The following is a 13970-nucleotide window of genomic DNA, read 5'->3' as shown; positions in this document are numbered from 1 at the left end:
AAAGCAACGAACCCCAGCTGGGTGGCGTATCAGCAGATACATTCACTAGATAACTGCGAATCACTATGCGCCTCGTACCCCTTCTTGTTGGCTTTCTGTTTACCACATTCGCCTATGCTCAGGATACGATCCTGCTCCGTTCGGGCGAAGAGATACCGGCGAAAGTGCTGGAAGTCAATCAGACCGAGTTGAAATACCGCAAAGCCGCTAACCCCGACGGCCCCCTCTATACGGCCCCGCTGCGCGACATTTTTCTGATCAAATACGCCAATGGCACCAAAGATGTGTTTGGCAATTCGTCGGCCACTCGTTCGGCAGATCCAGAGCGAGCCGTACCAGCCGTGGGTCTCGATCAACTGCGCTACAACAGCCGGTGGTTTAACCGGCATTTCGAGGATAGAACCGGCCAACGGCTCTCGATGCGCGGCGCCGAACAGGCCTTTCAGACTCAACCCGACGCCCTGGCTGCGTTTGACCGGGGACGATCACTACGTACCTGGTCGGCCATCACGGCGGGCACTGGCGTGGCGCTAATTGGCGTCGGGGCGGGGTTAGCCCTGTCAGATCGGTATGGGCGAGGTCCGATGGGTCGCGACAACACGCCGTTCAACCCCGGCCGGGACAACACCGGTCGCCGAAACGCCCACATCGGGGCGGCTGTAGCAGGCAGCGGGGTGATGTTGGGCTTGGCCTCGATTTGGCTGGGCCATCGGGCGACGGTGCAGTTTCGGCGCGCCGCCGATCGCTACAATACCCGACCTGCATCTACCCTGCGTCTCACCCCTGCCAGCCACGAGCTGGGCCTGGGTTTGTTACTGACACTCAATTGATCTAGCTTATCTAAACCTATAAGGTCGCCCAAACCTTATAGGTTTAGATAAGCTAGATCAAATCGGTTTATACAGCGCCTTTTTCTTCGTCCACTTCGGTAATGGTATAGCCTACGGCATGGGAGCCGGGCGTCACGTCGGCATGGGCCCATTTGGCGTATTGCCGGGTAAAGGCCGCGCCGTAATAAAAGATCAGCGAGCAATAAAAGACAAACAGCAGCACCAGCGTGATGGCTCCTGCGCCGCCATGCAACGTGCGGAGTTGGCTGTAGGTCAGCAGCCGGGTCAACGTCCATTCGCCCAGCAAAAAAAGAGCACTCGTGACGCCCGCTCCCACCCGCACCGCCGAAGCGGGCACTCGCACATCGGGGATGACGGTGAACAACATGGCAAACCAGACCGCCATCACCACGAACGAGATCACAAACCGCAGAAAACCAGGCACGCCGCTGATCGACTCCCAGGTTTCGGTGACGGTGGTGGGGGCATACATCGGCAGGGATAAATGTTGCACGAGCGTGGCCGATAGCAGAAAAAGCAGGCCCGATGCCAGAATAAGGCACAGCGCCACCAGTCGATCTTTCAACCCATAGAGCAGCGAGTGGCGCGCTACAGCCTTTACATTCCAGAGTTGATTGAGCGAATTTTTTACGACAGCAAACAGCGTTGTGGCGCTGAGCAACAACACCACGATGGTGATCGTCAATTCGATACGGTCCGTTTGGCGAGCCTGTAGGTGGCGCGAGATGTCCTGAAGCTGCCGGGCACTTTGCGGGCCAAATAGTTCGGCCAACTGCCCAAACAACTGCCTGCTCATAGAATGGTGCCGCGTGTTGACGAACGTACCCAGCACCTTATTGAGAATCACGACAATGGACGGCAGTGCAAAAAAGGCGAAGAACGCCGTAGCGCCCGCCATCCGGACCGGGTCATTGGCGCTGAAGTTGCTGAACGCCTGCCGAAAAAGGCTCAGATACGAATGGAATTGCTTCAACTGACGGTCGGTTTCTGCCGCTGGCGACAACGTACCTGATTAGCGATGCTGTAGCCGTTAAACAAGTCGGCCTGTCTTGGCATAACCCCGTCACCTGTCGTTTGTTAACAGAAGTCTTAAAACATTGCTGGTCTGAATCAGCTTATCCTTGTTTCTTCTGGTACTGGTTGGCGCGCTTGTTTTGCGCAGCCAAGGTGGCCGTTTCCAAGATTCGGTTCTGGCGGGTTTCGGGTCGCTTGGCATTCAGGATCCATTGCAGAATACCCTGCTTCACCGATTTGGGAAAAGCGGCAAAAAGAACGTCGGCGGGCGGATGCTGGGCCAGCGCCGTCTGAAGATCGTCGGGAATAATCAGTGCATCGACGGGGTTCAGCGCGTCCCACGTACCGGTTCGCTGGGCCAGTTCAATCATTTTCAGACCGGCGGGTGTCATCAGGCCTTCGTCGAGCAGGCGGGCGACTCGCGTCTTGTTCAACGCACTCCAATTACTTTTGGGCTTGCGGGGTGAGTAGTACAGCATCGACCGCCCCGCGTCGTATTTGCTGGGTTTGCTGTCAATCCAGCCAAAACAAAGGGCTTCTTCCACAGCCTCGGCGTAGCTAAGGCGGGGCTTTCCCGTGGCCGTTTTGTTTGTCAGCAGCCATACGCCCTTCGAGCTTGTGTGGTTGGCCATCAGCCAGTCGCGCCATAGAGCACGGTCATTGATTTCGACGATCGGAACACCATCAATATGGATCATAAGCGATTCGATTTACTCCCTCAGCAAGTTTCAAACAACGTACCTGAAAAACAAAAGGCAACCCCTTTACAGGGACTGCCTTTTGTTTAGCGTGGACAAACCTTATTTAGCCAGCGCCCAGATGCTGGCCTTCTACTTAGTCGGGCTGATACACCAACAGTTTATTCTGGCTCAAGAAATAGGCTTTGCCATTTAGGCCTGTGCCGAATCGCAGGGCTTCGGGTACGTTACTAATCTTTGTGAATTCATTAGGAACGAAGCGAATCAGGGAGCCACCGTTTCCGATGATGTAGGCTTTGTTAGCCACTACTAATGCCTGCGAGGCAAGCGATAAGTTGATGTCATCCGAAGGGGTCTCAAGTTTTTCCTGTAGCGTCAGATTCAACGCGCTGCCATTGGCCTTTTCCGTAACCGTAAATCCCCACATCACTCGGGAAAACGTGTTGGCAGGAAGCCCTACGGGGGTCAGGGAGGGTGGCAAATCGCCCCCACCCGTATAAATCCGGTCGTTCAACGCAAATCCGAATCCACCCCGGCGGTATACGCTGCGAATAAACAGCTGAGCCTGACCGCTATTCGGCTCTGGAAATACGGGTGTCGGGTACAGCGTAGTGGTGTTCGTAGCCCAGCCCGCCGCCTCGGTATAGGCAGCCCCATCCAGTGGGATGGTAGCGGAGTTCAAGCTTTGATACCGATAAGTTCCGTAGAGCAAAACGCCTTTATTACCATACGTAAACGCGGTTGCTCCCGCCAGACGGGGAAGGTGGTCAACACCTGTATCAAAGGGAGGCCGGCTAATTTGCTGCCAACTATTCGCCGTTGGATCATAGACGTAGCTATCCGGGTTGTACAACTCGATTGTTGCATTGGTGGTGTTTGTTTCTGGTGATACACCTAGTCCTGCGTACAGTTTGTTGTTCAACACGAAATAGTAAAAGCTCCGGATCGCAACGCCTGGGAAGGGTGCCTTCTCCGTGAGGCTACCCGTTACGGGATCGAATGACACGAGCCGTTTAAAACCACCTCCGTCAGCGGGGTCGCTACTGGCCAGACCAGCAAATAGCTGACCATTCACCGTTACCAAAAATAAAGGGGTCTCCGTGAATGTACGAAGGGTTTGCCAGTTTCCCGGCGCGATGGGCGGGGCCTGGATGTGGTCGCAACCACTTAAGAAAAGCGCAAAAGCAAGCAGCAGCGTTGAGCAAAGTCGAATCATCGGATTTATGAATTAGGTGACCTAATCGCCGAGCTCTAAGCCAGACGACAGTGGTCAATGTATCCGTTGACATGCGAATAGGTAATTGATGCTGCGCCGCGTTTTGTTGGCTTATCAGATTCATTACAACGTACCTGAAAAACAAAAAGGCAGCCTCTTTCCAGAGACTGCCTTTGGGCAAACCTTATAGGTTTAGAAGAATTACGCCGCCAATACGGCTTCTGCCAGTACCAGCACGCGGTTCCGAAGCACTTCGACCACACCACCGTCAACCGTGAGCGTTTGCTGTCCGTTTGCCGTAACGATCGTCACCGGCCCACGGTCCAGCGTGCTCACCAGAGGAGCATGGCCGTTTAGTACCTGAAATTGCCCTTCCGAACCCGGAAACGTTACCGACGTAGCTTCGCCCGAAAACACTTTCCGGTCTGGCGTTATGATATCGAGTTGCATAGCTAATGAATAATGTACAATGAATAATGTACAATGACCACTCGTATAGGCGCACTACTCAGTAGCGACAACCATTATACATTGTTCATTGTACATTATTCATTCAGTTCTACTGTCCTGCTTCTTTGATCAGGCGCTCACCTTTCACGACAGCATCTTCGATGGTGCCGACCAGGTTGAACGCAGCTTCAGGCAGGTGGTCATATTTACCGTCGATGATTTCGTTGAAGCCTTTGATGGTATCTTCGATGCTCACCAGTACCCCTTTCAGGCCGGTAAACTGCTCGGCCACGAAGAACGGCTGTGACAGGAAGCGCTGCACCCGGCGGGCGCGGCTTACAACCAGTTTATCATCTTCCGACAATTCTTCCAGACCCAGGATGGCGATGATATCCTGCAATTCTTTGTAGCGTTGCAGAATCTCTTTCACCCGCTGTGCGGTACCATAGTGCGCGTCGCCCAGTACCTCGGCGCTCAGAATCCGTGAGGTTGAGTCGAGGGGGTCAACGGCGGGATAGATACCCAACTCGGCTACTTTCCGGCTCAATACCGTGGTGGCATCAAGGTGAGCAAACGTGGTGGCAGGGGCGGGGTCAGTCAAGTCATCGGCAGGTACGTATACGGCCTGTACCGATGTGATCGAACCACGCTTGGTTGAGGTGATCCGCTCCTGCATGGCACCCATTTCGGTGGCCAGCGTGGGTTGGTACCCTACGGCCGACGGCATCCGGCCGAGCAGCGCGGATACTTCGGAACCCGCCTGCGTGAAGCGGAAAATGTTGTCGATAAAGAACAGGATATCACGACCCTGACCTTCACCGTCGCCATCGCGGAAGTATTCGGCTACCGTCAGACCCGACAGGGCTACGCGGGCACGGGCTCCCGGCGGTTCGTTCATCTGACCGAATACGAACGTTGCCTGCGATTTTTTCAGTTCATCGTAGTCAACCTTGGTCAGATCCCAGCCGCCTTCTTCCATGCTGTGCTTGAACGCGTCGCCGTATTTGATGATACCAGCTTCGATCATCTCGCGCATGAGGTCATTCCCTTCACGGGTCCGTTCGCCCACACCGGCAAACACCGACAGACCTTCGTAGGCCTTGGCGATGTTGTTGATGAGTTCCTGAATCAATACGGTTTTGCCTACACCGGCACCACCAAACAGACCGATCTTACCACCTTTTACGTAAGGGGCCAGCAGGTCGATTACCTTGATACCCGTGTAGAGTACTTCGGTTGAGGTAGCCAGATCTTCAAAACGGGGAGCTGCCCGGTGGATCGACGACCGCTTTTCGTTGGGCAGTGAGCCCAGACCATCGATGGCTTCGCCTACTACGTTGAACAGACGGCCTTTGATGGCGTCACCGATGGGCATGGTGATGGGGCCGCCGAGGTCAGTCACCTCCATACCCCGCTGCAACCCTTCGGTCGAGTCCATGGCGATGGCCCGCACACGATCTTCGCCCAGGTGCTGCTGGCACTCCAGAATAACGACCTGACCATCGGGCCGGGTTACTTTCAGGGCATCGAGGATGGCCGGAATGCGAGACCCTTCGGCCTCGAAACTCACGTCCACAACCGGGCCGATCACCTGCGTAATCTTACCCGTATTGACTGCCGTTTCCGTAATCATTTGTTTATGACGTTCTTAAAATTGAAGCTATACTATCAGGCCGCAAAAGTAGGAATAAACAGGCTAAAACACAACTTGCTTTTAATCCTTTTTGGCCGCTTCGTCCCGCCGAACGAATTGTCTGCAAGGTTTTTACGCCAAACAGCCGCTTAAGCCGGATTAAAGCGTTTTTGGACAAAACGTAGAGACGTACCCCGTTGCGTCGCCCATACGCTAACCCTGTGTCTCTACGCTCTGCTCTTGACCGTCTCTCTGTTGTTGTAGTTTGAGACGATTTGTTACCAATGCCGGAAAGACGCAAGGGGTTGAGCCGCTACCTTTGCGGCATGGGAATTCGTTCAGTCTTCAGCAAACCACTGGCCCGTTGGGTACGTATGCGGCAACAGGCGTGGCGTGAGCAACCGGGTGAGGCTCAGCAACGTTGGCTACAGCACCTGGTCAAACGCGCCGCCACGACCCAGTTTGGCCGCGATCACCACTTCACCGACATCCGCACCGCCGCCGATTTCCGGCAAGCGGTGCCCATTCGGGATTATGAGTTGCTGAAGCCCTATATCGAACGCGTTACCGAAGGGCAACCCGACATTCTGTGGCCGGGCAAACCGGCCTATTTCGCCAAAACATCGGGCACTACGTCGGGGACGAAATACATTCCGCTCACGCAGGAATCGCTGCCAAACCACATCAACTCGGCCCGCGATGCGCTGCTATGCTATGTCGAAGAGACCGGCAATTCGGCGTTTCTGGACAAAAAACTCATCTTCCTGTCGGGCAGTCCTGAGCTTGATCAGAAAGCGGGTATTTACACCGGTCGGCTGTCGGGCATTGTGAACCACCACGTTCCCGCCTACCTGCGCTCGAATCAGTTGCCTTCTTACGAAACCAACACCATCGACGACTGGGAAACCAAGCTCGACCGCATCATCGACGAAACCATCGATCAGCCAATGTCGCTGATTTCGGGCATTCCCCCTTGGGTGCAGATGTACTTCGACCGGATTCAGGCGCGCACGGGCAAGGCCATCAAAGACGTCTTCCCGGACTTTTCGGTGTTCGTTTATGGCGGCGTCAACTTCGAACCCTACCGCGCCCGCCTGTTTGAGAGCATTGGCAAGCGCATCGACAGCATCGAAACGTACCCAGCCTCGGAGGGCTTTATTGCTTACCAGGACACCCAGGACGCCGAAGGGCTGCTCCTGCTGGCCGACAGCGGTATCTTCTTTGAATTTGTCCCTGCCGACGAGTATTTCTCGGAAAATCCGCGCCGCCTGACGGTCGATGAGGTTGAACTGGGGAAAAACTACGCCGTGATCATCAACAACAACGCGGGCCTGTGGGGGTACTCGCTAGGTGATACGGTCAAGTTTGTGAGCCGCAACCCGCACCGCCTGCTCGTGACGGGGCGGATCAAGCATTTTATCTCAGCCTTTGGCGAACACGTCATTGGCGAGGAGGTCGAGAAGGCGCTGCAATACGCCATGCAACAGCAGCCCGGTACCGAAGTAGTCGAGTTTACGGTTGCGCCGATGGTATCACCCACCGAAGGCCTCCCCTACCACGAATGGCTGATCGAGTTTGCCCAGCCTCCTGCCGATCAGGTACGTTTCGCCCAAGACCTGAACACGCGCCTGGCTGAGTTAAACGTCTATTACGAAGATCTCATGACGGGTGCTATTCTGCGTCCGCTGGTGCTGACCCCGCTGCCGCGCGGCGCTTTCCAGCAGTTTATGAAAAGCCAGGGCAAGCTGGGCGGTCAGAACAAAGTCCCCCGCCTCAGCAACGATCGTACACTGGCAGATGGGCTGTCAGGCATGTCAACGCTTTGATTCTGTTCAGCACCTTAACGAGCGTTCCCTCACGATCTCTTAGGGTGATACCGTCACGATTGAGGTAGTTGAGAACGACTGCCGGGCAGTTATGCTGGATGCCTGATGGTAGCCAGCCGGACAGCCAGGCCGAAGAGCAAGAGGTCCATGACGGTGATAAGACTGAAGCCCTGTAAATAGTTATAAAGCCGGGCACCGACCAGGTCATAGATTAACAGGGAAACGAATCCCGCTCCAATGACCAGGACTCGTTGGGTACGTTGCCAGCCAAGTTTCTCTAACCGTACATACAATACAGCCAGTGTCAGCGCGAGCGTAACGTGGTGCCCTTCCCAGGTCACGCCGGCCACTAGAATCATGCTTAACAGCACCAACACCCAGGTAATGGGGCGAAGCTGGGCGGCTTGCCGGTCGCGCCAGACCTGCCAGTACGTGATGCCCACTACCAGCAGTTGAGCGGCTGTGCTTAACCGACGTACCAGCGGCACGGGCCAGTCGGCGATGTAGTAACGTACCCCCGCCACATCGCCGTGGGCAGTAAGCAGCTTGAACAGCGCCGACGGAATGCTGAAGCTAATCCAGTCGACGTACACTTTACCGGCTAAAAATGGGTTAAGCGTAATCTGCCAGAAATCGACAAAATCGCCTACGCCTCGCTGCCAGCCCCGTTCCAGTAGAATGGCCGCCGCCACGCCTGCGCTAAACAGAAGCGCCTTACCCAGCACCGGCAGCGGACGACGAAAAAAGAGCACGCCTACCAGTAGTACCGGCATCACTTTTAGCCAGGTAGCGGCCATTAATAAGGCCAGCGCCCAGTTTTCGTGCCGCCGTAAATACAGCAAAATGCCGCCCAGACAAAGCAGACAAACCAGTTCATTAATATTGACCCACAGAATGTTATGGTAAAAATAGCGCCACGAAGCCAACCCCGCGAAGAGCATGGTGGCTCGGAGCGGCGTTGCCGGGAAGTAGTGCTTCAGTATCTTGTAAACCAGCCCCAGAATATTGATCCAAGCTAATCCGTTGAAGACCGTAAACACGCCTACCGCCCACCGAAACGGTAGCCAGGACAACAATTGGAACACAAAGGGCGCAAACGGCGGGTACAGAAATTCTTCAGCGCCGCCAATTCGGCTATACAGCGCGTTGCCTAGCCGGAAATTTACCCCCGCTGACCAGAAAATGTAAAAATCGCCGTGGGTAGTTTCGGTGAGCGCTTCACGGATAGCCAGCGCCAGAATAACTAGGACAATCAGTCCAACAGTTAGCCGGGTAGACCAGGTCCATTTATGCGTCCAGAAAGATCGAAAAAGAGGAGAAGGCAGCGAACGGCGTAAGGATATAGTAGCCTCTGCCGAAGAGGTGCGCGTAAAGCGAGCCATACCAGAACGTTGAGAAGTAGCAGAAAATGATGTAATAAGTATCCTTTTTCGCTACGAAAGATACGTCCCTGATATTGCCTTATTTTGTTACAATTAAGAAAAATTGTTGACTAAATTAGTAAACGACTTCATTTTAGGGCCTTAGTAGCCGTAATCTTTAATCGGCTTAATGTCATAATAGGCTTTGATTTCCTCAACAGATGGCGTTTTGAGTGGTCGTACAATGCGGAAGCCGCAGAACGAAGCCGAGGTCATCCACCAGTCTGATTTAGGACTTTGCGGGTCGATTACCTTCCAGGCCGGGTCAGAGGGGGTACGGGCAGCCGAGCGCAAAACGGCCGGATCGTCGTCCCACGAGCCACCGCGCACACTGTTGGGATACAGTTTGGTGCGTGGCGCATACGCCTCACTGACGGTGCCTTTCGCCACTTTGGCGTAATAGTCGGCTACATATTCGTCCTGCGTCCACTCCATCACGTTACCGTGCATATCGTACAGGCCGAATTTGTTAGGCTTTTTAGTACCAATCTTTTTGTAGCTCCCCTCACTATTTCCTTTATAAACAGCGTATTGCCCCAACAGCTTCATGTCGGCCCCAAATGAGTAAGGCGTGGTGCTGCCCGCCCGACAGGCATATTCCCACTCGGCTTCGGTGGGCAACCGATAGAAGATACCCGTTTTGTCGTAGAGCCAGGCGCAAAACTTAACGGCGGCATAGTGCGTCATGTTAATAGCCGGATAGCCCGACCGCCCCATTCCGAACGACATGTCTACGTACGACGGGCTTGGGCGGGTGGTGGCATCGGTTTTGCTCAGGTCTGCGCCGTCGGGGTAGCGGGCAGCCATGGCTTTCTCGATGCTCTTGGTGGTGAACAGGTCGTAGATGTCCCAGACCACTTCGAATTTACCCATCCAGAATGGCTCGATGGTCACTTTATGCTGCGGTCCTTCATCGGCTTTCCGGCCTTTCTCGGTGGCGGGACTGCCCATCAGGTACGTTCCTCCAGGGATGGCCACCATTGGGTACGTCTGATTGCTGCCCGTGATGATTTGAGTGTACGACGCAAAATCTGACGACTGGGCGGTTACCTGCTGAAGGGTTAGTGTATAAAAGAAGAAAGCGACAAGGCGTTTCATGCGGCAATGGTTAACGGATGCTATTCGTTGAGGGAAGACATGTTACTGGCTGAATTACCTCACCGAACTGACACCAGGCTAATTTTGCTTATTTAATTACAATTTATTAATAGAATAATTGTATTATTTGCATAAATTGCGTCCATTCACATCCAACCAAGTAAGGCTATGGCAAAATGTGTTTTTCTTGACCGAGACGGTGTCCTTAACGAAGACCGCACCGACTATGTATATCGGGTCGAGGATTTTGTTATACCCGATGGCGTGGTCGAAGGGCTGCGGCAACTGAAAGAAGCTGGCTATCTGCTCATTGTGATTACCAATCAGGCGGGAATCGCCAAGGGTCTTTACACCCGCGATGACGTCATGCGTTGCCACAATTACCTTCAGGAACAATGCGGACACCTCATCGACGATATCTATTACAGCCCGCACCATCCCGATTACGACACGCGCTCGCTGACCCGCAAGCCCGATTCACTACTGCTCGAAAAAGCGATTGCCAAGTATAACATCGACGTCAACCAGTCGTGGATGATAGGCGACGCCCCGCGCGACATGTACGCCGGTAAGCGCGTTGGGGTCCGTACCGTCCATGTACGGCATACGCCCACCCAGCCCGCCGTTGGCGACTGGGAAGCCCAGAGCCTGCTCGATGCATCGAAGCGTGTGATCAGTGATGTACTGTAGAGCCCGCAGCGGCGGACCGCGCAATCCTTTGCGGCTCACTGGCGTCAGCAACAAGCGACCCATCAGTTTATTGGCATAATTGCTGACGCTCATGAGCCGCAAGGGATTGCGGGCTCTACGGATTACGGATTCTCTATTCCTTCTCCAGCTTATCAATCAGCCGGTTGAACTCGGCTACGTATTCGTCGTAATAGGCACCGGTGCCGGGCCCCGAGAAGCCCGTGTGAATGTGCCGTACCTGCCCTTTTTTATCCAGAAAAATAGTCGTCGGGAACGCTACTACCCGGTTCAGAGAAGGTAGGGCTTTCGAGGCCTCGGCCTTATCGTTGGTGCCTGCCAGCAACACTGGGTACGTTACCCCAAACCGCTCGACCATCCGCTGAATCCTGGGGCCCGACTCCGCCAGATTAGCCGTTTTCTCAAACGCCAGCCCAACCACCTCGACTTTCCGGCTGCGGTTTTTAGCGTACCAAGGCGCCAGAAATCGGGTTTCGTCCATGCAGTTAGGGCACCACGTACCCAGGATCTGGACCACCGTTACCTTGCCAGCAAACCGGGGGTCTTTCAGCGACATAATCTTGCCCTGCGCGTCGGGAAACGTGAACGTAAAGGCCTGGCCGGGTTTCACAAACGTCAGTTTGCCGGGGTCGGGCAGGGCGGCTTTGGGGTCAAGGCGAGCGGTCCAGGTTTCACGGTACGTTGGCCCCGAATGAAACACGCCCGTCATGGTTTGCTCAGCACTGGCCTGGGGTTTTATCAATTTCGCCTTGAATAGGAACGCGTGCGTACCATCGAAGCAGGATAGAAACAGGCTGTCGCCAAACACATTGCCAGCCAGATAGCGATAATCACCCGTGGGCGTCAGGAACGTACCTGACACCTCAGCATTTTGCTGTGAAAATACCCCCACAGCGACGGTAGTGTCGCCCTCGGTGCCCCGGAAGAGCGTCTGCCATTTGCCCGTCACGGTACGCGCTGTCGACGTACCTGAGCGGGGGGCAAACCGATAAGCTTGTCCAAACTGCGCCGCAAACGGCACGATCTGATACTGGTTACCCGTGCGCCGTTTCCGCCAAACGCCCGTCAGCCGATCGCCGTTCACGCGACCTACCAGCTCCGACTCAAACACCGACATTGGAATGTGAAGCGAATCGTTCTGAACATAGGCTTCGTCCATAGCCAGCCGCTCGGTGCCGTTGAGGGCATAAACGGTATACCGGCCGGCCTGCGCCGAAGGTTGAATATCGAGACCAAAAGGCAAATCACCCCCGCTGGTTTGCAGCGTAGCGCGCCAGGTGCCGGTTTTCAGAGCTGGGGCCGACTGGCAATTCACCAAAAGAGGCACTAGAAAAAGAAACGACAGGTAGCTGAATCGGGAAATCATGCGTCGATGGCGTTGGCGTAAGGCCGTTTTGCGGTTCAGGGTAGCAACGCAGAAAGGCCATTCGCTCGTTCCTGACCTACTTGAGCGAAATCCGATTAAACCCTGATCACCTGTAACTGTCTTTAGCCACCAATCATACTGTTAACGACTCATTTATGAAAACCATAACTACTTTACTGCTGCTGACCATCTGCTTAGGTTGTGCAACCACCCGATTCAACACCAACACAGACCGCGGTACGCAGCCCGAATTCAGCCGGATTTTGGTGGTTTCGAAAGTGCCGCTACAAAAGCGCGACTACATTTTCGAATACCTCACCGCTTTCCCGATCGAGTACGAAGTCTGCGCCATCGAAGCCAGCGTACTGGCGTTCGGTAATCCGGATTCGTTGATTCGAGAAAAGATAAAGCAATGTGACAGTCAGGTTATGCTGACTATCCAGCCTTACAATGATTTTGTGTCGGGGTCGGGCAAATATGCCACTGGGTACAGCGAGTTCCTGGTTGAAATGACCGACCTAGCCACGAACAAGCCATTCTGGAAGTCGATTGCCCTCACAGCCGGGGGCAGTTGGCCGAACGTTAGAGAAACGGTTAAGCAGTTGCATCGGGACGGAGTCATCACCGGCAGCCTACGAGCCGCGGAGGTAATGACACCTGTCTCACGCTAATTTCCGTTCGCCATTCGGCCAGTTTCGTTAAGTTTGTGTAGGGCTTTTGTTGCCCGCCCAGCCCACAAATGACTACTGATTACCACCAGCCCGTGATGCTGGCTGAATGTATAGACGGCCTTGCGCTGAAACCCAACGGCATCTACGTCGACGTGACGTTTGGTGGCGGCGGGCATAGCCGGGCTATTCTCGACGGGCTCGGCCCCGGTGCCCGCTTGCTTGCTTTCGACCAGGATCCCGACGCCCGCGTTAATGCCGCCGCCCTCAACGACTCGCGCCTGACGTTCGTTGCGGCCAACTTCCGCAACATCAAACGCTATCTGCGCCTGTATGGCGTGAAGCAGGTCGATGGCATCCTGGCCGACCTGGGTATCTCGTCGCATCAGATCGACACGCCCGAACGCGGTTTCTCGACCCGTTTCGAGGCCGACCTCGACATGCGCATGAATCAACAGGGCGACCTCACGGCCCGGCAGGTGGTGAACACGTACCCAGAGACGGAATTACACCGGATTCTGGGGATGTATGGCGAACTGACCAACGCCCGCACGGCCGCTAACGCCATTGCCTCGGCTCGGGCTAATCAGCCGCTTAATACGATCAACGATCTTAAGGACGCCCTCAAACGCTGTGCGCCACGGGGCAAAGAGAACAAGTATTTCGCGCAGGTGTTCCAGGCGCTCCGCATCGAAGTCAACGATGAGCTGAAGGTGCTGGAAGAGTTTCTGGAACAGGTACCCGACCTGCTCGCGCCTGATGGCCGATTGGTGGTGATGAGTTACCACTCGCTCGAAGACCGGCTAGTGAAGAACTTCATCAACAAAGGCAAATTCTCGGGCGAAGTAGAGAAAGACCTGTACGGCAACGAGATTAAACCACTGCACGGAGTTACGCGCAAGCCCATCGAGGCCACGCCCGACGAAATCGCCCGCAACCCCCGCGCCCGCAGCGCCAAGCTGAGAATAGCCGAAAAAAGAGTTTGATGGTTGGCGTTAAAGGGTTGACACTGCTGGTATGT

At 54.8% G+C, this 13970-nt stretch carries 13 protein-coding genes; 5 read left to right on the top strand and 8 right to left on the bottom strand.

Going from position 1 to position 13970, the window contains the following annotated elements; genetic code table 11:
- Nucleotides 1-65 precede the first annotated feature (65 nt).
- The gene (locus ACAW74_RS21685; protein WP_370700329.1) at nt 66-830 is read left to right on the top strand and encodes a hypothetical protein; all 765 of its coding nucleotides are present in this window, start codon (nt 66-68) and stop codon (nt 828-830) included.
- 67 nt (nt 831-897) lie between these two features.
- Here the strand turns inward: ACAW74_RS21685 and ACAW74_RS21680 are convergent, their stop codons facing one another.
- The 5 genes from ACAW74_RS21680 to atpD all read right to left on the bottom strand — a co-directional run bounded on the left by ACAW74_RS21680 (nt 898) and on the right by atpD (nt 5862).
- Nucleotides 898-1824, bottom strand: a complete 927-nt coding sequence (locus tag ACAW74_RS21680; RefSeq protein ID WP_370700328.1) for a YihY/virulence factor BrkB family protein — start codon at nt 1822-1824, stop codon at nt 898-900.
- Nucleotides 1825-1966: 142 nt separating this feature from the next.
- Nucleotides 1967-2563 (bottom strand): YdeI/OmpD-associated family protein, encoded by a 597-nt coding sequence (locus ACAW74_RS21675; protein WP_370700327.1) that lies wholly within the window; start codon nt 2561-2563, stop codon nt 1967-1969.
- A 136-nt stretch (nt 2564-2699) separates the two neighbouring features.
- The gene (locus tag ACAW74_RS21670) at nt 2700-3779 is read right to left on the bottom strand and encodes a Kelch repeat-containing protein (RefSeq protein WP_370700326.1); all 1080 of its coding nucleotides are present in this window, start codon (nt 3777-3779) and stop codon (nt 2700-2702) included.
- Nucleotides 3780-3980: 201 nt separating this feature from the next.
- Nucleotides 3981-4229: an ATP synthase F1 subunit epsilon gene (gene atpC / locus ACAW74_RS21665; protein WP_370700325.1), complete on the bottom strand. Its 249-nt coding sequence runs from the start codon at nt 4227-4229 to the stop codon at nt 3981-3983.
- Nucleotides 4230-4338: 109 nt separating this feature from the next.
- On the bottom strand, nt 4339-5862 hold the full coding sequence (gene atpD / locus ACAW74_RS21660) for a F0F1 ATP synthase subunit beta (RefSeq protein WP_015334497.1): 1524 nt from the start codon (nt 5860-5862) through the stop codon (nt 4339-4341).
- A 326-nt stretch (nt 5863-6188) separates the two neighbouring features.
- Here atpD and ACAW74_RS21655 point away from each other — a divergent pair, with 326 nt between their 5' ends.
- Complete coding sequence (locus ACAW74_RS21655; protein ID WP_370700324.1) at nt 6189-7688, top strand: GH3 auxin-responsive promoter family protein; 1500 nt, start codon at nt 6189-6191, stop codon at nt 7686-7688.
- An 89-nt stretch (nt 7689-7777) separates the two neighbouring features.
- Here ACAW74_RS21655 and ACAW74_RS21650 read toward each other — a convergent pair whose 3' ends face one another.
- On the bottom strand, nt 7778-9070 hold the full coding sequence (locus ACAW74_RS21650; protein WP_370700323.1) for a glycosyltransferase family 87 protein: 1293 nt from the start codon (nt 9068-9070) through the stop codon (nt 7778-7780).
- A gap of 141 nt (nt 9071-9211) precedes the next feature.
- A complete protein-coding gene (locus ACAW74_RS21645; protein ID WP_370700322.1) occupies nt 9212-10207 on the bottom strand; it encodes a formylglycine-generating enzyme family protein in 996 nt (331 codons plus the stop codon).
- Between the two features lie 168 nt (nt 10208-10375).
- Here ACAW74_RS21645 and ACAW74_RS21640 point away from each other — a divergent pair, with 168 nt between their 5' ends.
- Complete coding sequence (locus ACAW74_RS21640) at nt 10376-10897, top strand: D-glycero-alpha-D-manno-heptose-1,7-bisphosphate 7-phosphatase (protein WP_370700321.1); 522 nt, start codon at nt 10376-10378, stop codon at nt 10895-10897.
- Between the two features lie 133 nt (nt 10898-11030).
- Here ACAW74_RS21640 and ACAW74_RS21635 read toward each other — a convergent pair whose 3' ends face one another.
- Nucleotides 11031-12281 carry a TlpA disulfide reductase family protein gene (locus tag ACAW74_RS21635; protein ID WP_370700320.1) on the bottom strand — a complete coding sequence of 417 codons (1251 nt, stop codon included), beginning with the start codon at nt 12279-12281 and terminating at the stop codon, nt 11031-11033.
- Nucleotides 12282-12436: 155 nt separating this feature from the next.
- Here ACAW74_RS21635 and ACAW74_RS21630 point away from each other — a divergent pair, with 155 nt between their 5' ends.
- Nucleotides 12437-12952, top strand: coding sequence for a hypothetical protein (locus ACAW74_RS21630; RefSeq protein WP_370700318.1), 516 nt, complete (start codon nt 12437-12439; stop codon nt 12950-12952).
- 68 nt (nt 12953-13020) lie between these two features.
- On the top strand, nt 13021-13935 hold the full coding sequence (rsmH, locus tag ACAW74_RS21625; protein ID WP_370700317.1) for a 16S rRNA (cytosine(1402)-N(4))-methyltransferase RsmH: 915 nt from the start codon (nt 13021-13023) through the stop codon (nt 13933-13935).
- Nucleotides 13936-13970: the final 35 nt, after the last annotated feature.

The organism is Fibrella musci (assembly GCF_041321105.1).
Taxonomy (GTDB): Bacteria; Bacteroidota; Bacteroidia; order Cytophagales; family Spirosomataceae; genus Fibrella; species Fibrella musci.
Note: the sequence above shows the minus strand (reverse complement) of the source record. Positions and strands in the feature narration are given on the sequence as shown.